General features: G+C 59.9%; 16 protein-coding genes. 7 read left to right on the top strand and 9 right to left on the bottom strand.

The window, feature by feature from the left end:
* Window positions 1-4 precede the first annotated feature (4 nt).
* Window positions 5-1339, top strand: a complete 1335-nt coding sequence (locus Q1A52_RS04010) for a S41 family peptidase (RefSeq protein ID WP_299780181.1) — start codon at window positions 5-7, stop codon at window positions 1337-1339.
* 56 nt (window positions 1340-1395) lie between these two features.
* Here Q1A52_RS04010 and Q1A52_RS04005 read toward each other — a convergent pair whose 3' ends face one another.
* The 3 genes from Q1A52_RS04005 to ilvD all read right to left on the bottom strand — a co-directional run bounded on the left by Q1A52_RS04005 (window position 1396) and on the right by ilvD (window position 4481).
* Window positions 1396-1767: a hypothetical protein gene (locus Q1A52_RS04005; protein WP_299780183.1), complete on the bottom strand. Its 372-nt coding sequence runs from the start codon at window positions 1765-1767 to the stop codon at window positions 1396-1398.
* A gap of 11 nt (window positions 1768-1778) precedes the next feature.
* The gene (locus Q1A52_RS04000) at window positions 1779-2552 is read right to left on the bottom strand and encodes a DUF6478 family protein (protein WP_300011174.1); all 774 of its coding nucleotides are present in this window, start codon (window positions 2550-2552) and stop codon (window positions 1779-1781) included.
* Window positions 2553-2717: 165 nt separating this feature from the next.
* Entirely contained in the window at window positions 2718-4481 is a 1764-nt protein-coding gene (gene ilvD / locus Q1A52_RS03995; RefSeq protein ID WP_300011171.1) for a dihydroxy-acid dehydratase, read from the bottom strand.
* A 207-nt stretch (window positions 4482-4688) separates the two neighbouring features.
* Here ilvD and Q1A52_RS03990 point away from each other — a divergent pair, with 207 nt between their 5' ends.
* From Q1A52_RS03990 to Q1A52_RS03970, 5 genes are all read left to right on the top strand, one after another.
* Window positions 4689-7778: an ABC transporter transmembrane domain-containing protein gene (locus Q1A52_RS03990; RefSeq protein ID WP_300012164.1), complete on the top strand. Its 3090-nt coding sequence runs from the start codon at window positions 4689-4691 to the stop codon at window positions 7776-7778.
* Between the two features lie 12 nt (window positions 7779-7790).
* Window positions 7791-8690, top strand: a complete 900-nt coding sequence (locus Q1A52_RS03985) for a CPBP family intramembrane glutamic endopeptidase (RefSeq protein ID WP_300011168.1) — start codon at window positions 7791-7793, stop codon at window positions 8688-8690.
* A gap of 56 nt (window positions 8691-8746) precedes the next feature.
* The gene (gene accD, locus Q1A52_RS03980; protein ID WP_300011165.1) at window positions 8747-9700 is read left to right on the top strand and encodes an acetyl-CoA carboxylase, carboxyltransferase subunit beta; all 954 of its coding nucleotides are present in this window, start codon (window positions 8747-8749) and stop codon (window positions 9698-9700) included.
* A complete protein-coding gene (locus Q1A52_RS03975; protein WP_300011162.1) occupies window positions 9697-10971 on the top strand; it encodes a folylpolyglutamate synthase/dihydrofolate synthase family protein in 1275 nt (424 codons plus the stop codon). Before accD ends, Q1A52_RS03975 begins: the two co-directional genes overlap by 4 nt.
* Before the next feature lie 146 nt (window positions 10972-11117).
* Complete coding sequence (locus Q1A52_RS03970) at window positions 11118-11696, top strand: hypothetical protein (RefSeq protein ID WP_300011159.1); 579 nt, start codon at window positions 11118-11120, stop codon at window positions 11694-11696.
* Here the strand turns inward: Q1A52_RS03970 and zapE are convergent.
* Window positions 11693-12751 (bottom strand): cell division protein ZapE, encoded by a 1059-nt coding sequence (gene zapE, locus Q1A52_RS03965; protein ID WP_300011155.1) that lies wholly within the window; start codon window positions 12749-12751, stop codon window positions 11693-11695. The genes Q1A52_RS03970 and zapE overlap by 4 nt on opposite strands.
* Window positions 12752-12883: 132 nt before the next feature.
* Here zapE and Q1A52_RS03960 point away from each other — a divergent pair, with 132 nt between their 5' ends.
* Window positions 12884-14125, top strand: a complete 1242-nt coding sequence (locus Q1A52_RS03960) for an MFS transporter (protein ID WP_300011151.1) — start codon at window positions 12884-12886, stop codon at window positions 14123-14125.
* Here Q1A52_RS03960 and Q1A52_RS03955 read toward each other — a convergent pair.
* The 5 genes from Q1A52_RS03955 to fghA are packed head-to-tail and all read right to left on the bottom strand — an operon-like array spanning window position 14122 to window position 17882.
* Window positions 14122-15045, bottom strand: coding sequence for an alpha/beta fold hydrolase (locus tag Q1A52_RS03955; protein WP_300011148.1), 924 nt, complete (start codon window positions 15043-15045; stop codon window positions 14122-14124). The genes Q1A52_RS03960 and Q1A52_RS03955 overlap by 4 nt on opposite strands.
* The gene (locus Q1A52_RS03950) at window positions 15042-15959 is read right to left on the bottom strand and encodes an ornithine cyclodeaminase (protein WP_300011145.1); all 918 of its coding nucleotides are present in this window, start codon (window positions 15957-15959) and stop codon (window positions 15042-15044) included. The genes Q1A52_RS03955 and Q1A52_RS03950 overlap by 4 nt, the downstream gene beginning before the upstream one ends.
* A complete protein-coding gene (locus Q1A52_RS03945) occupies window positions 15956-16576 on the bottom strand; it encodes an HAD family phosphatase (RefSeq protein WP_300012161.1) in 621 nt (206 codons plus the stop codon). The genes Q1A52_RS03950 and Q1A52_RS03945 overlap by 4 nt, the downstream gene beginning before the upstream one ends.
* 23 nt (window positions 16577-16599) lie before the next feature.
* The gene (locus Q1A52_RS03940) at window positions 16600-17055 is read right to left on the bottom strand and encodes a YaiI/YqxD family protein (RefSeq protein ID WP_300011142.1); all 456 of its coding nucleotides are present in this window, start codon (window positions 17053-17055) and stop codon (window positions 16600-16602) included.
* Window positions 17052-17882: an S-formylglutathione hydrolase gene (gene fghA / locus Q1A52_RS03935; protein WP_300011139.1), complete on the bottom strand. Its 831-nt coding sequence runs from the start codon at window positions 17880-17882 to the stop codon at window positions 17052-17054. The genes Q1A52_RS03940 and fghA overlap by 4 nt, the downstream gene beginning before the upstream one ends.
* Window positions 17883-17924: the final 42 nt, after the last annotated feature.

Genomic DNA, 17924 nt, shown 5'->3' with positions numbered 1-17924 from the left:
AAAAATGAAAAAGTTTGCCATGGCAGCAGTGGGCGGCACGCTCGCAGGCATCATCGCAACGACACAGGTTGTAGGTCCTCTGTTGGCGCAGGAGACAGCAAAGTCCAGCAACGTGTATGAACAGCTGGATCTCTTCGGAGACATTTTTGAACGCATCCGCGCGCAATATGTCGAAGAGGTCGAGGCCGGTGAGTTGATTGAAGCCGCAATCGACGGAATGCTGACCTCGCTCGACCCGCACTCCAGCTATCTCTCACCCGACGATGCGGCGGCGATGCGTGTGCAGACCCGCGGTGAATTCGGCGGCCTCGGTATCGAGGTTACGCAGGAAGAGGGCTTCGTGAAAGTCGTCTCGCCCATCGATGGGACACCCGCCGACGAGGCAGGGGTAGAAGCAGGCGATTTCATCACCCACGTCAACGGAGACTCCGTATTGGGCCTGACACTTGATGAGGCTGTCGAGATGATGCGTGGACCCGTTGGGTCGGAAATTCTGATTACCATTGTGCGGGAAGGCGAAACCGAGCCGTTCGATGTCTCAATCATCCGCGACACGATCAAGCTGACGGCGGTACGCACCCGGACCCAGGGCGATACGGTTGTCTTGCGGGTCACGACCTTCAACGATCAGACCTACACGAACCTAGAAGCAGGACTGAAAGACCAGATCGAAGATGCGGGCGGGATCGACAAGATCAATGGCATCGTCGTGGATTTACGCAATAACCCCGGCGGCTTGCTGACACAGGCGATCCGGGTATCGGATGCGTTCCTGAACGAAGGTGAAATCGTCAGCACGCGCGGTCGCGAACTTCAGGATGGTGATCGCTATAATGCCACCGAAGGCGATCTTGCCGAGGGCAAACCGATTGTGGTGCTGATCAACGGTGGCTCGGCCTCGGCTTCGGAAATCGTCGCAGGGGCCTTGCAGGATCATCGCCGCGCAATCGTGGTGGGGACCAAGAGTTTCGGTAAAGGATCTGTGCAAACTGTCATGCCACTACGGGGCGAAGGTGCGATGCGCCTGACGACTGCGCGCTATTACACGCCGTCTGGTCGCTCGATCCAAGCCCTTGGCGTGTCACCCGACATCGTTGTCGAGCAGCCGCGCAACAGACCAGAAGCGGAGGAAGACGAGGACACCCCTCGTAGCCTGCGGTCCGAAGCCGACCTGCGCGGCAGCCTGAACAATGACAGCCTGTCCGAAGACGAGATCAAGCAGATCGAGGCGGATCGGGCAAAAGCCGAAGCCGCTGCGGCCCTGCGGGAAGAGGATTATCAACTGGCCTATGCCATCGATATTCTCAAAGGTCTCAACGCGCTGGTGCCCGTAGAGTAATCTGCGCATCCCAAGGTCATCGAAAAACCCCGCCAGTTCGACTGGCGGGGTTTTTCTTATGCGGTTTCGATGCAATGCCGCCTGAAAGCGCGTTTGAGCATATCAAGCTCCGCGCGTAACAGGTCGACCTCCGCGCGCAAATCATCACCCAAGGCCTCACCGGCAATCAGGGTAAAACTGTTGAGGCGGGCGCCGGTTTCAGTGTCGGTGATCAGAATTGTCTGAATCCCATCGGCGATCGCTTCCACGGGTACCGGAATTTGCAACAGCCACCCCCCGGCGTCCTTGGCATCGGTCAGGGTCACGTCCGGCAACGGATTTTCCAGATGCGTCACACTCAGGACGGGCGGCGTATCGCCGGAACCGGTGACAAGTCCCTCCCAGATGCCGCTCTGAAGCCTGGTTTTGGTGACGACCAGCTGATTCATCCGTTCCGCTCCTAGACTTGCGCGCGCTGGCGGCGTGAAAAGGTCAGGTCGCGCAGGGTAACCTGATTCATTTCCGGCCCTTCGAAAATGAAATCGACCCATGCTTTCTCAATCCGCTTTTCGTTCAGATTGCAGTAGGCGAGGTCGAATTCCATTTCGACGTCCTTGCCATCAATATGCAGCTCGCGCACCATCTGTTCGGTATTTGGCCCGTGGCGTATGTTCAGCCGTACGAAAATTTCGATGGGTTTTTCCATTTCGATGATGCTGCTGACGCGCAGTATGTGGGTACGTTTGAGCCCTTCAACGGCCCCCTCGGGCAGGTCGACGACCGCCGACAGGAAGGAGCCGTCAAACCGAAAGACGTCAATGCGCAGGCCGTAGGGGGCCAGGTCTTCCTGACGTGTATTCCGGATTTGCCGCAGCGTGATCTCGGGGCGACCGCAGTCGTGAAAGAGAGTCACTTCATCGCCAAGCATTGACTTGTTCTGCACCGACGACAGGCCCGGGATCGGCAGCGGCCCCCGCCAGAGTTCGGGCCGCCATGCCCAATCGGCATTGTGGGGTTTGGGAAAGCTGTTGGATCCGACGACCGGCAGGGCCAGTCTTTCCTCTGCCGTGTGGATCAATCGATCAAGATGGGTACGTAACAGCCGGGCGCGGGTGCGTTGCTTGCGTAGAATGCTCAGCTTCGCGGTACGCGCTTCACGGGCCGACAGCGCCCAGCGTTGCAACGCACGCCGATAGATCGCAGTGTCCCAGAACGTGTCTCCGCCTTTGCCCATGGTTGTGTGGTTGCCCCTGTTTTCTCTGCCCACCCTTATCTAACGAAACGGTTGCGCTTTTATAAACCACGAAATCGGGACAATACATGGATTTTTTTCGCAATTGTTGCATTCTGCGAAGAGTCTTGACCCCTGCGCCTCAAATCGGCGCAGAGGTCATATGGATCACAGCTCCATGTAGTCGTGGCCTTCTTCCTTGGCGCCGGGGTGCGTTACCGCCCCCAGGTAGGTCGGGCCGACCAGTTTGGCGTATTTCCACAAGGCGCCGGCCCCGTAGATTGTTGGGCGAGGGCCTGTCCATTGCGCCTTGCGCTCCGCCATTTCATCGTCGGAAACATCCACCGAAATGGTGCCTTCGATGGCGTTCAGCGTGATCATGTCGCCGTCTTTCAGCAGGGCGATAGGGCCGCCATGGGCCGCTTCTGGACCAACGTGGCCTACGCAGAACCCGCGTGTTGCACCTGAAAAACGCCCGTCGGTGATGAGTGCTACCTTCTTGCCCATGCCCTGACCGGAGAGCGCCGCGGTGGTCGCCAGCATTTCACGCATGCCGGGGCCGCCGGAGGGGCCTTCGTTGCGGATCACGAAGACGTCGCCTTCCTCATAGGTACGGTTCTGTACAGCCTCGAAGGCATCCTGTTCGCACTCAAAAACGCGCGCAGGGCCGGTGAACAGCAGGTGCTGCGGCTCCATGCCCGCGATTTTCACGATGGCGCCTTCGGGGGCAAGGTTGCCCTTGAGGCCCACGACACCGCCGGTTTTCGACAAAGGTGTTTCCACCGGGTAGATCACGCGGCCGTCCGCTTCCAGCGTGACCTTGTCGATTTCCTCGCCAATGGAATAGCCGGTGGCGGTGATGCAATCCTCGTGGATCAGCCCTGCCTTGCGCAGCTCTTTCATCACAACGGGCACACCACCCGCCTCATAGAGATCCTTGGCCACGTACTGGCCGCCGGGTTTCAGATCGACGAAATAGGGCGTGTCGCGGAAAATCTCGCAGACGTCTTCGAGGAAGAAGTCGATCCCGGCCTCATGGGCCATCGCGGGCAGGTGCAGCCCTGCGTTGGTCGAGCCGCCCGTGCAGGCGACGATGCGCGCGGCGTTTTCCAACGACTTGCGGGTCACGATATCCCGTGCGCGGATGTTCTTTTCGATCAGGTTCATGACCGCTGCACCGGAGGCTTCGGCATAGGCATCGCGGCTTTCATAGGGCGCGGGGGCCCCGGCGGAGTTTGGCAGCGCAAGGCCAATGGCCTCTGACACGCAGGCCATCGTATTGGCGGTGAACTGGCCGCCACAGGCCCCGGCCGAGGGGCAGGCTACGCGTTCCAGAACTTCAAGCTCGGCCTCCGTCAGGCTGCCACTTTGCTGGCGGCCCACCGCTTCGAACATGTCTTGTACGGTCAGGTCGCGGTTGGCAAAGTCTTCGGGAATTGCAGCGCCGGTCGGCGCGCGGCCCGGCAGGATCGACCCGCCATAGAGAAAAACCGACGGCACGTTCAGACGGATCATCGCCATCATCATGCCGGGCAGGCTCTTGTCACAGCCCGCCAGTCCGACGATGGCATCATAGCAATGGCCCCGCATCGTCAACTCCACCGTGTCGGCAATCGCCTCCCGCGACGCGAGCGACGAGCGCATGCCCTCATGCCCCATGGCGATGCCGTCAGTCACGGTGATGGTGGTAAACTCACGGGGCGTGCCGTATTCGCGTTTCACACCCATCTTCACCGCTTGCGCCTGACGGTTCAGCGCGATGTTGCAGGGCGCGGCCTCGTTCCAGCAAGTCGCCACGCCAACCAAAGGCTGGTGAATTTCGGCGTCCGTCATGCCCATCGCGTAGTAGTAGGACCGGTGCGGTGCGCGCGCGGGTCCTTCGGTCACGTGGCGGCTGGGCAGTCTTGATTTGTCAAAACGCTGGCTGGTCATGGGCTGTCTCCCCTTCAAAAAACTCCCGTCCCGAATAGCCAACAGCCCCTAGGCCTGCAAGGCACAAGCGTTCAGATATGCACAAGCCTTGATCATCGCAGCGCTTGTATTGGCAAAACCGGAGCCCTAAGTTGCATGAACAGCGACGTTTTTGCGCTCGGCCACCCGTGGTGGATACGCCGTCAGCCCAATACCGAAAGCCATTGCATGGAATCTTCACTCTTTGCGTTCATTTGGAAGTTTTCCAAACGGGAGCAGCTCTTTTTGCTGTTCTTTACGCTTTTTACCTTCCCCTTTCTCTACGCCACGCTGGAATTGCCCAAGCGGATCATCAACGACGCCATCGGCGCGGCCAGTGACACGGTCACGGTGCTCGGGACCACCATGACCCAGACGCAGTTCCTGATGGCGCTGTGTTTTGCCTATCTCGGTGCGGTGCTGGTGCACGGGCTGCTGAAAATGCGGCTGAACACGATGAAGGGCGTGCTGGCGGAACGCATGTTGCGGCGGTTCCGTTACAAGTTGATCAACCGAATGATGCGGTTCCCACGTGCCTATTTCCGCAAGACTTCGCAAGGCGAACTGGTGTCGATGGTGACGTCAGAGGCCGAGCCCATGGGCGGGCTGATGGGCGATGCTGTGGCGCAGCCGGTCTTCCAGGCCGGGCAGATGCTGATCATCGTGATCTTCCTCTTTGCGCAGAGCGTGTGGTTCGGCCTGGCCGGTGTGGCGCTGATCCCGCTGCAGGCCTGGCTCATCCCGATGCTGCAGCGCCAGATCAACCAGCTGAACAAAAAGCGCATTGTCGAAGTGCGCAGCTTCTCTTCAGAGATTGGCGAGACAGCGGCGGGCATCGGCGATCTGCGCACCAATGGGGGCCTGCGCTACCGTCTGGCGACCTTCACGGAACGGCTGGGGCGGCTGTTCGAGATCCGCTTCCAGATCTATCAGAAAAAATTCTTCATGAAGTTTCTCAACAACTTCATCACGCAGCTGACGCCGTTCTTCTTCTATTCCGCCGGGGGCTATCTGGCGATCCGCGGAGATATCACCGTGGGCGCGCTGGTTGCTGCACTGGCGGCCTACAAGGACCTCTCCAGCCCGTGGAAAGAGCTGCTGACCTATTACAATCAGGTGCAGGACATGTCCCTGCGCTGGGAAATCGTGACCGAGCGTTTTGCGCCCAAGGACATGATCGACGAGTCGCTCTTTGAAGGCGAGCCCAAAGAGGTGCCCCGGCTTGACGGAGTGATTTCGGTCAAGAACGTGACCGTGCGCAATTCCGATGGCAACGCGGTTCTCGAAAACATCGATCTCGAAATTCCGGCGGGTGCGCGCGTTGCCATCCAGTCGACGAGCCAGGTTGAACGGACGGCGCTGGCGGAGGTGCTGACCCGCGAGATCATGCCAACCCGTGGCAGTGTGACGGTGGCGGGTCATGAGCTGTCACAACTGCATCAGGCGGTTATTTCGGCCCGTATCGGATATGCACATTCACGTCCCTATCTCTTTGACGGCTCGCTGGCCGACAACCTGTTGATGCCGCTGCGGTCCAGCCCGAAAACCGTCTTGTGGGACCCGGACCGTAAGGACAAGACGGGCATTGAGGCAAAGCGGTCTGGCAACAGCCTCGACAGCACCAAGGCCGACTGGCTCGACCCCGGCCTTGCCGGTCTCAACAGTGCCGAAGAAATCCGCGGCTGGTGGTTCCAGCTGGTCGAGGCCATGGGCGTTGATGAGTTCATGTTCCGCCGCATGCTGAATTCGCGCATGGATCCCGAATTGCACACGCAACTGGCGGCCTCCATCGTGGCCATGCGCGAAGAGGTCTATCAGAAACTCGTGGAACGCGGTCTCGACGGCTTTGTGAACCGGTTCCACCCGGAGGAATTCAACCCGTCTATCCCGCTGGGCGGCAACCTGATGTTTGCCTCCCCCAAACGCGATATCTCCCAGCAGGGCCTTGCGGCAGAGCGGGATTTTCTGGCGCTGATCACTGAACTAGGCCTTGCGGAACAAGGGATCGCGATCTCGCAAACGCTTATCGAGACCTTGCACCAGACTTTTGGCATGGATGGCACCAGCCACCCGCTCTTTACCGCTTTGGGTATCGACGAAGAGCTTTACGAGCGGATGGTCGATATCGCGACGCGGCGGCAGGAAAAGGGCGACCAGGCGCTGACCGAGGAAGAATTTGCCCTGCTTCTGACCGTGCCTTTTGCCTTTACCGCGGAACAGATCGGGCCGGGCTTTCCGGAAAGCTTCAAACAGGAGATCCTCGAAATCCGCCGCAACAAGAGCGACGAGATGCGAGAGCGCACACGCGGTCTTTTTGTGCCGGTTGCCCCGGAGAACTACCTGCCCCGGCTGACGCTGCTGGAGAACGCGCTTTACGGTCGGATTTCCGCGATTGCCGGTGTGCAGGGCGAGCTGATCGAGGATCTGGTGGCCGAAGTGCTGTCCGAACATGGCCTGAAACGGTCCGTGGCCGAGACGATTCTGGATATCAAAACGGGGTTGGGCGGGACTAATCTGGCCAGTATTTTCCAGGAGCGCGCCGCCTTCAGCCGGGCCGGGATCAAACGCCCGGATATCCTGATCCTCGACACGGTGCTGGCCAGCCATGATGCTGAAAGCCGCAAGCGCACCCGCGCCAAGCTGCAGGATCTCCTGCCCAACACCACGATGATCTTCCTGGAGGACAAATTCGAGAACCCGACGGCCTACGACATGTTCGTGGAGCTCAAGAATGGTCGGATCGACGGGGTGGAGCACACCGACTCCAACGACAACGAAGACAGCGGATCGGACGATTTGCGGCGCAAGATACGGGTGATTTCGCGCACCGACCTCTTTGGTAAACTGGATTCGCGCAGCCAGCGGCTGCTGGCGTTCTCCGCCCAGTGGTACAAGGCCAAAAAGGGCCAGCGCATCTTTGGCATGGGCGAGCGGCCTGATGCGGCCTACCTGTGTCTCTCAGGCAATGCGATGATGGGGTACCGCGACGACGATGACAACTGGCACGATGTGACCGCCGTTGGTCCGGGCCGGCTGATCGGGGACCTTGCGGTCATTCTGGACGAGCCGCGCCAGCTTGACCTGGTTGCGCATGAGGACACGAAGTTCCTGCGCATCGGTGCGGAGGAATTCCGGTCTGTGATCGAGACGGACCCGAATGTGCTGATGATCCTGTTGCGCACGGTTGCCGGGCACCTGACAGGGGCGGCGGAACTGCTGCGTGAAGCGCGGGTGGAGATTCCGCAAGACACGCCCGAAGACGCGAAAACCGACGCCTAGGGAGTGCGACACATGTTCTGGCGTAGGGCCTATACGGCGCATGAAGCCCTGATTGCACCCGCGCGCGACACGGCGCAGATCTGGCGGTTGGTGATGGGGCTGATCATCGCGTCCGGCGTGTATCTGATCTGCAATCAGACGATGTTCCAGACCCTGTTCACTTGGCAGGGCAAGGACGCAAGCGCCTTTGCGGAACGGCTTAACAGCGGCTCCACACCGTTCACCATGTATCTGCTGCTCCTCAGCTTCGGGTTCATGATCCTCGGTGTCGCCGTGGCCCTGCGCGTGGTACACAAGCGTGGATTTGGCGGCACTTTGGGCAACTTTCGTCTGTGCATGACACAGATGCGCGACGTGCTAATCGTGCTTGTCCTGCTCAACGCGGTGATCTGGATACTACCACCCTGGGACATGGGCGCGCCGCTGGTGCCCAACCTGGGGTGGGGGCTCTGGCTGATGCTGTTGCCGATGTCCCTGCTCGCGGTGTTCGTGCAGGTCAGCGCCGAGGAGGTGCTCTTTCGTGGCTACATTCAGCAACAACTGGCTGCGCGGTTCCGCTCGCCGCTGATCTGGATGGTACTGCCCGCCATCTTGTTTGGTTTCGGGCACTACCTGCCGGACACCGCCGGACCGAATGCCCAGACCATCGCCGTCTGGGCGATGATCTTTGGTTTGCTGATGGCCGATCTGACCGCGCGTGCGGGGACGTTGGGACCCGCGATTGCCGTGCATTTCGTGAACAATGTCGCGGCGATCCTGATCATCTCTCTGCCCGATGACCTGTCGGGCCTGGCACTTTACCTCAGCCCGTTCTCGCTGGCCGATACAGAGGCCGTGCGGGCGTGGTTGCCGGTTGATTTTGGCTTCATGTTTGTCAGCTGGCTGGCTGCACGTCTGGCCATCCGCCGTTGATTGCACTTTTCGCGGGACAGGATTAACTAGGGTCAAGGGACGCCAAAGGAACCGCCATGAACTGGATCACGAACTATGTCCGGCCAAGGATCAACTCGATCTTTTCGCGCCGCGAGACGCCGGACAACCTGTGGACCAAATGCCCCGAATGCGGCACCATGCTGTTTCACCGCGAGGTGTCGGACAATCTGAATGTCTGCACCAACTGTGACCACCACATGCATATCACGCCGCGCGACCGGTTCACGTCGCTGTTCGATGGTGGCATTTTCACCGAAGTGAAAGTCGATGCACCCAAGCCTGATCCGCTGAATTTCCGCGATCAGAAACGATACCCCGACCGCTTGAAGGCCGCGCAGAAACAGACCAGCGAATCCGAAGCCATGCTGGTCGCCAGCGGCGAGATCGGGCGCACACCGATTGTGGCCGCCGCCCAGGATTTCTCTTTCATGGCGGGGTCCATGGGCATGTATGTGGGCAATGCGATCATTGCCGCGGCCCAGGAAGCGGTGAAACTGAAACGCCCGCTGATCCTGTTTTCGGCTGCCGGTGGCGCGCGCATGCAGGAGGGGATTCTCAGCCTGATGCAGATGCCGCGCACAACCGTGGCGGTGCAGATGCTGAAAGAGGCGGGCTTGCCCTACATCGTGGTGTTGACGCATCCGACCACGGGGGGTGTCACGGCGAGCTACGCGATGCTGGGCGACGTGCATATTGCCGAGCCCAATGCGCTGATCTGTTTTGCTGGGCCACGGGTCATCGAACAGACCATCCGTGAAAAGCTGCCAGAAGGGTTCCAGCGGGCCGAATACCTGCTGGATCACGGCATGCTGGATCGGGTCACGCACCGTGGCCAGATGCGGGACGAGCTGATCTCCATCACCCGGATGCTGCTTGGTCTGCCCCCTGCGGTACGTGGGGATCTGCCGCCGCCTGAACCGGGCGCGGACCTGCCGCACGCGTTGTCGGAAGAAGAAGATCAGGCTGCTGCCGAGACCGACAAGAAATGACCCCCCAGACATCGGACGTCATCCTGGAGCGGATGATGGCCCTGCACCCCAAGATCATTGATCTGACACTGGATCGTGTCTGGCGCTTGCTTGACGCGCTGGGCAATCCTCAAAACGACTTGCCGCCGGTGATCCACATCGCGGGTACCAACGGCAAAGGCTCTACGCTGGCCATGATCCGCGCGGGGCTGGAAGCTGCGGGCAAGACCGTGCACGCTTATACCAGTCCGCATCTGGCGCGGTTTCATGAACGCATACGCGTGTCGGGAGAGTTGATCTCCGAGGCAGCGCTGACGGCGGTTCTGGACGAATGCTATGCCGCGAACAAAGGCGAGAATATCACCTATTTCGAGGTCACCACCTGCGCGGCGCTTTTGGCCTTTGCCCGCGCCAAGGCGGATTACACCCTGCTCGAAGTGGGGCTTGGTGGGCGTCTGGATGCCACCAACGTGATTGCAGAGCCTGCAGTAACCGTGATCACGCCCGTCTCCATCGACCATCAGCAATTTCTGGGCGATACGCTGGGCAAGATCGCTTTTGAAAAAGCGGGCATCCTGAAGCGCGGCATCCCCTGCGTGGTTGCCCGACAGGAAGAAGATGGTCTGGACGTCATCGAAGAGGTGGCTGCGCGCCTTGGTGCCCCCTTGCTGGCCTATGGTCAGCACTGGCATGTCGGGCCGGAGCGGGACCGGATGGTCTATCAGGATGACAACGGGCTGTTGGATCTGCCGCGTCCCAACCTGCCCGGCGCGCATCAGATCATGAATGCCGGTGCGGCGCTGGCCGTGTTGCGACATTTGGGTCTGGACAACGCGGCCTGCGAAGCTGCCGTGACATCGGCGCATTGGCCGGCACGCATGCAGCGGCTGAAGAGCGGACCCCTGTGCGCGGCGGCACCACTGGTCGAATTGTGGCTGGATGGCGGGCATAATCCGGCGGCAGGCGAGGCGCTGGCGCAGCATATCGCGAGCCTGCCGGCACGGCCGACGCATCTCATCTGTGGCATGCTGAATACCAAGGACATCGGCGGCTATCTGCGTCCTTTGGCGGCCGTTGCTGACAGCCTTGTGGCGGTGTCCATTCCGGGCGAGGCCAACACGTTACCCGCTAATGTCACCGCCAGGGAGGCGCAGGCAGCCGGGTTTCAGGCGACAACAGCCGAGACAGTGATGGACGCGCTGGCAGATATAGCGCATCGCATGCCCGGCACACGTGTTTTGATTTGCGGATCTTTGTACCTCGCCGGCGCTGTTCTGCGCGAAAATGGCTGAAAAAGAAAATTATCCACAACCCCAGATTTAGTAGCCCCTGCGTGATGTTGACGTGTGGGTAAGTGGCCCCCTATATGTTGCGTCGAATACGACGTGCCGGTGCCATTCGCCTCTCGGGGCTGCATCTGCATATGGGGGCTAGCGGAATGCAACAGGATGGTCGGGGGGCTGCACCCGAGCTTGATTTGACACGTATGATCACACGACCTGGGGCACCGGCCTCGGCAGTCTGGCTGCCATTGGCGGGATTGATTGCGCTGGCGGTGATTGCCATTCCGGTGGCTCTGGTCTTCAAATCGGACGTAGTCACCCAACCCCAAGACTCCGTGGCCGTGCAGATGCCCGCGCCAGAGGAAGTGTCGCGCGCTGCCGCTTCGCTGCTTGAGACACCGCAGGCGCTGCCGCCTTTGGCGGGCCCACCAGTGAGCCAGCAAGTGCGGCGGCCCATTCGTTTGACGGATCGATCCGCCAAGGCGCATGATTTGCTGAACCTGACGCGCGAGGCTTTGGAGCAATTCGGATACCGCGGCCCCGAAGGTGATCCACTGCAACGTATTCTGGTCCGGACGCTGGCGGAGGGTCAATCAGATGCCTACATCGATGCAGCGCTGAACGCGGCCATGGCACGCGGCGATTTTGCAGCCCCCGCAGCGCTCACCACGCCCTTTGGCGAACTGGACACAAACCGTCTGCTTTTCGCCGTTTTGCAGGCGTCTCAGAGCTAGAGCCCCCAGCCTTCCGATTGCATTTCACGGAGACGGGAAGCGGTGCGTTCGAACTCAAAAGTGCCTTCACCTTCGAGGTAGAGCATCTCAGGTTTCGCCGCTGCAGAACAGATCAATCGCACTTTGGCCTCGTAGAGCGCGTCGATCAGCGTCACGAACCGTTTTGCCTCATTGAAGTTGTTGCGCGATAGTGTGGGCACATCATCCAGCATCAGGACCTTGACGGCATCCGCGAGCGCCAGGAAATCCGCAGGTCCCAGGGGTTTGCCGCAAAGGTCGTGAAACCCGGCGCGCGCCACCCCGTTGCGGAAGGCCGGCAGTTCGACGTCGCGTCCCTTTACCTTCAGGATCAGGGGCTCTCCCGGACCCCCGGCGAGATCTTTCCAGACAGCTTCCATCGCTGCGCGGGCATCTGTGTTGATGGGGGTGAAATACACGGGCTGCCCGCCAAGCCGATCCTGCCGATAGTCAGTGGGGCTGGCCAGCTCAACCACATTCATCTTGTCCTTGATCAGTGCGATAAACGGCAAAAAAAGGTCCCGATTCAACCCGTTGAGGTAAAGATCATCGGGCACCCGGTTGGACGTTGTGACAACCACGACGCCGTCTGCAAACAATGCCTCGAACAGCCTGCCGACGATCATCGCGTCAGTAATATCGGTGATCTGCATCTCGTCAAAGGCCAGCAGCCGGACGGAGGCGGCAACATCGGCGGCGACAGGGGCAATAGCGTCCTCAACGCCGGTCTTGCGCACCTCGTGCATAGCGCTGTGGATTTCCTGCATGAAGGCGTGAAAATGCACGCGGCGCGCCGGAATATCATCCAGATGCTCCACGAAGAGGTCCATCAGCATGGATTTGCCGCGCCCGACGCCGCCCCAAAGATAAAGCCCCTTGGGCGGCTCCGGCGCCTTGCGGAACAACCCCTTTTTGATCGGGGTACTCAGGGCCGAACGGATGCGGTCGAATTCCGGCAACACGGTCAGCTGCGCGTCATCGGCCTGTAGGGAACCTGTGTCGATCAGGCCGTCATAGATATCGCCCAGTGTTTTCATCATTTCGCAATAGCGCGGGGCCGGGGCAGAGAAAAGGTCATCAACACATAAGGAAATTTGATGTGACCTAAGTAAATGCTGAATTGACCTGTGTCGGGACGGGCGTAGTGTCGCCAAATCGGAGGATCGAATATGCAGCAGCGCACCCCCCTATTCACGCCCGTTCTGATTGTCGGCTGTGTCATCATTATTGTCAGCTTTGCGATCCGGTCGGCCTTTGGCGTGTTCCAGATCCCGATTGCTGATGAATTTGGTTGGCTGCGGGCGGAGTTCTCGTTGGCCATTGCAATCCAGAACCTTGCCTGGGGTATCGGCCAGCCGCTTTTTGGTGCCTTGGCAGAGAAGATCGGCGACCGTAAGTCGATTGTTCTGGGGGCGGCGATCTATGCGCTGGGGCTGGTCCTGTCCGCACAGTCTACGACGCCAATCGAGCACCAGATGTATGCTTGGCTGGTGGGTTTTGGAATCGCGGGCACTGGGTTTGGCGTCATTCTGGCCGTGGTCGGGCGTGCGGCTTCCGATGAAAACCGCTCCATGTCGCTGGCGATTGTATCTGCGGCTGGCAGCGGTGGGCAGATTTTCGGGCCGCCGACCGCTGAATGGATGCTGAGCTTCATGACATGGCAGAGCACGTTCATGCTCTTTGCCGCGGCGATCATTCTGGTGCTGTTAACACTGCCGATGATGCGCGCACCGGCCACGGCCAGCAAGACAGAGCTTGAAGAAAGCCTCGGCCAGATACTGGTCAAGGCATTGCGCGACCCGTCCTTCACCTTCATCTACCTTGGATTTTTCTCCTGCGGTTATCAGCTGGCCTTTGTTACGGCGCATCTGCCTGCCTTCGTGACCGAGCTGTGTGGGCCGATCATGCCGGGTGGGATGCTGGACAACCTTGGCATCAGCACCACCTCGGCACTTGGCGCCGTCGCAATATCACTCATCGGGTTGGCCAATATTGCGGGAACACTGATCGCCGGTTGGGCGGGCAAACACTACTCCAAGAAGTACCTGTTGGCCGGCATCTACACAGCGCGCACGATCATTGGCGCGCTTTTCATCATGTTTCCCATCACCCCGACCAGCGTCATCCTGTTCTCGATCGGTATGGGCACGCTCTGGCTTGCGACCATTCCGCTGACCTCTGGCCTTGTCGCGCATATCTATGGCCTGCGGTACATGGGGACACTATACGGGATCGTTTTTCTCAGCCACCAGTTGGGCAGTTTCCTTGGCGTTTGGCTCGGCGGTCGGATGTACGATGTCTATGGCGATTATACGATGGTCTGGTGGATCGGCGTTGCGGTCGGTGCGTTCAGCGCCATCATCCACCTGCCCATCCGGGAGCGCAGGTTGGAAGGATTGCGTATTGCCTAATCGCTCTGCTGCATGAAGCCGTTTATCGCTTCCAGCGCATCCACGGTATGCGAATAGGGCAGACCGTGGCCTGCACCCTCGATCACCACTGTGTGCGCATCGCTGTTCCAGCGCTTGAGTATGTCGCGGGAGGAAAGAGGGATCACGTTGTCCTCGCTACCAAAGATCGCGAGAACCGGAACATCTTCGCGGTGCAGAAGGGCGTGATCCTCCTGCAGGTCGTCAGACAGAATTCCTGCAATACTGGCACGGACCGCGGGGATGAAGCCGCGCCAGTTGAGTTCCGCATCTTGCAGGTCGTTGATCCCGGCAACGCTGGTGGGCCGATCTCGTTCGGCCTTCAGCCCTGCGCGCAGAATGGCCGGGTAAAGCTCCAGCATAAGCCATGTGCCGATCACGGGCGTTCGGGCCGCAAAACCCAAAAGCCCCTTTGTCAGGGTGCACATACCCGCGGGCGCGAGCAGAATGAGTTCGTGAATGCGGTTGGGTTTCTGAGCGGCAAACACCGTTGCAATGGACCCACCCATTGAATACCCGATGAGGGTGATGTCATCCTCAACACCTTGGTCGGCGAGAAGGTCGTTCAGTTGAGTAATGAAGAAGGCACGATCCTGCGCACCGCGCAGACGTTCGGAAAATCCGCGCCCATACAGGTCATAGACCAGCACGCGCAAGCCCATGTGTGCGAGACCCTTGGCAATCCCTTGCCAAACGAAACTGGGCGTCGTCAGCCCGTGCACACAGACTGCCACGGGGCCGCCCTCAGGTCCGTACCATTGATAGTGCGTGACACCTTGAGACAGATGCGCGAACTGCCCTGGTGCGGCGGCGCGGGCCTTGTCATTCATGGGCTTGCGCGTGCTTTCGATGATCAGGGGGGTTGCGATGATCGCAGCCAGAATGAGGTATACCCAGATCATGTGTGGGCCTCCCATTGGTCAAGGATGTAGCGGCTGGTCATCAGGTCCAGATGTGCCCCGCCGCCGTTCTTGAAAATCGTGATGTCACTATCGCTGTCGCGGGTGAAAGCCTCAGGCGTATAGTAGTCGGCCACAATATCTGTTGCCCTGATCACGCCTGTTTCTATTGGGATCTTGATCTCGCCGATGTGCCCGACCGTGGTGTCGAGGCTGTCGACGAAAAGCCGCCCGCGGTGCAGGGCTGCATCGTCCACTTCGCGCATATCCGGGCGGTAGGCACCGATCAGGTCAAGGTGTTGACCCGGTTGCAGCCAATCCCCCCGTATCAAGGGCGTGGTGGACATGGTGGCGCAGGTGATGATGTCTGCCTGGTGCACGGCATCTTCCAGCGATGTCGCAACGGCGATGTCGGGGATTTCGCGCGCCAACGCTTCGGCATTTGCGCTTGTGCGATTCCAGATCGTGAACCGCGCCTCCGGAAATGCGGCGCTATACGCAGCATGCAGCCCGCGCGCCTGCGTTCCCGCTCCGACGATCAGGATGTTTCGGCTGTCAGGTCGGGCCAGTCGCCGCGCGGCAAGCAGGCTGTCACCGGCAGTTTTCCACTTGGTCACGAGATGAAAATCAATGATCGCCTGCAACGTCCCATCAGCATCAGAAAACAGCATGACGCCACCGTTGATCGAAGAGGTGCCTCGCGCAGTGTTCCCCGGAAAGACCGTGGCGGATTTCACTGCCAACCCCAGTCCGTCTATCCATGCAGCACGATTGAGCAGCGTGTCAGCATCCCGGTACAGGAATGTATCCGCAATCTCGGCCTTGGGCAGCCGGTGCCCCTCTGCCAGTGCCTCGGTCAGTGCGACCCAGTCGAGATGTACCTCGCCCTCGGCAAAGGGGATGACGATTGCCGTCACTGCGCCTCACCTTCTGTCAAAAGGCCGCTGTCGATCAGTTTTGCAGCCCACCCCTGCGGTCCTTCGAACAAATGTGTTTGCCAGCCCCGAACCTGTGCAACTGCAATGTTGTCCGCCCGGTCATCGGTGAAAATCAGGTCACTGCCGCTCAACCCGGAGGTCTGTTCAAGTTGCGCATAGATATCCGGGTCGGGCTTGGTCACCCGCATATGGCCAGAGATGAAGTCGCGGTCGAACTCGCGCAGGAACGGATAGTGTGTTGCCGCAAAATCGTAGCTTTCCACCCCGAAGTTGGTCAGCGAAAAGACCGGTACGCCCTTGGACTGCAGGGCTTTCATCAGCCGCACGGAATGCGCGATCACCGGGGTTGCCATCTCGATCCAACGATCATGCCACATACGAATTTCGTCCCGCCAGTCCGGGGTCGCCTCCGCTTGGGCGTATACTGTTCTGGTGAAATGCTCGCCCCGATCCACCCGTTCGTTCATGCCGTGCAAATCAACCGCATCAAACATCTCGCGGCGGCGCGGCTCACCGATCACTGCGTCGTAAAAACGTTCCGGTTGCCATTCGATCAGCACATTGCCGATGTCAAAGATCACCGCCTTGGGTTTCATATCTGTCTCTTCAATCATGTAAATCAATCAATCGCTTTTGCAGACCGCAAGGCCCGCTCCAATGCATCCAGAAAACGGGAGCGGTCAGCCTTTGTAAAGCCCTTGCCGCCGCCCGTGCGGAACGGATCAGCCGCACGCAGGTCCGCCATCAGATCCCGCGTCGCCAAAACATTGCCGATATTGGCCGAGGTTAGAGGCTCACCATTGTGCTTGAGAACCCGCGCCCCGGCCTCCACGCATTTGGCGGCCAATGGAATGTCACCGGTGACCACCACATCCTTCGGACCACAGCGTTCCGCGATCCACATATCGGCAACGTCAGGCCCATCCGAAACGATGACGGTTTCAACGAGCGGGTTTTGAGAGGGCCTGAGTCCGCCATTGGACACGACAAACATCTTCACGCCATGGCGTGTGGCGACCTTTTCGGCTTCTGCCTTGACCGGACAGGCATCCGCATCAATGTAAACCGCGGTCATGCGTAAAGAGCATCCGCGTGGAACGCCACATGCTCCTCCATGAAGGTGGACACGAAGAAATAGCTGTGGTCATACCCCGGCTGCATCCGCAACGTCGCCTGCTGGCGGCGCGCGGCTGTTGCCGCGGCCAGCGCTTCGGGTTTCAACAGATCGATGAACTGATCCTTGCTGCCGGTGTCAATGAGGACGGGCCCATCAAACCCCTTCTGCTGCATGAGCAGGGTCGCGTCGTGGGCGGCCCACGCCTCTTCATTGTTCCCCAAATATGCAGAAAACTGTTTGCGCCCCCAATCGCTGGCCGTCGGGTTCGAGATCGGCGCAAAGGCCGAGACCGAGCGGAACCGCCCCGGCAGTGACATCGCCATGGTCAAGGCCCCATGCCCGCCCATCGAATGCCCGGTGATCCCTTGGCGGGACATGTCCAGCGCAAAGGAATGATCCAGCACCTTGGGCAGTTCTTCGGTGATGTAGTCCCACATACGATAGTGCGGCGCCCAGGGCGCTTCGGTCGCGTTGACGTAAAACCCGGCACCTTTGCCAAGGTCATAGGCCTCGTCATCCGCCACATCCTCTCCGCGCGGCGAGGTGTCGGGAAACACCAGCGCAATCCCTTGTTCCGCAGCCCAGGCCTGCGCGCCTGCCTTGGTCATGGCGTTCTCATGGGTGCAGGTCAGACCCGACAAATACCATAACAGCGGCACGGGGCCGTCTTCGGCATCGCGCGGCAGGAAAAGACCAAAGGTCATGTCACAGGCGCAGGGCGTCGAGGCATGCGTGTAGACCCCTTGTGTGCCCCCGAAGCAGGCGTTTTCAGAGATGGTTTGCATCGGCGGGCTCCTCGTTCCTGATATACATGATGGCTACCGCGC

Origin of the sequence: uncultured Roseobacter sp. (genome assembly GCF_947488185.1) — a bacterium.
Lineage (GTDB): Bacteria > Pseudomonadota > Alphaproteobacteria > Rhodobacterales > Rhodobacteraceae > Roseobacter.
This window is presented reverse-complemented; position numbering and strand designations above follow the sequence as displayed.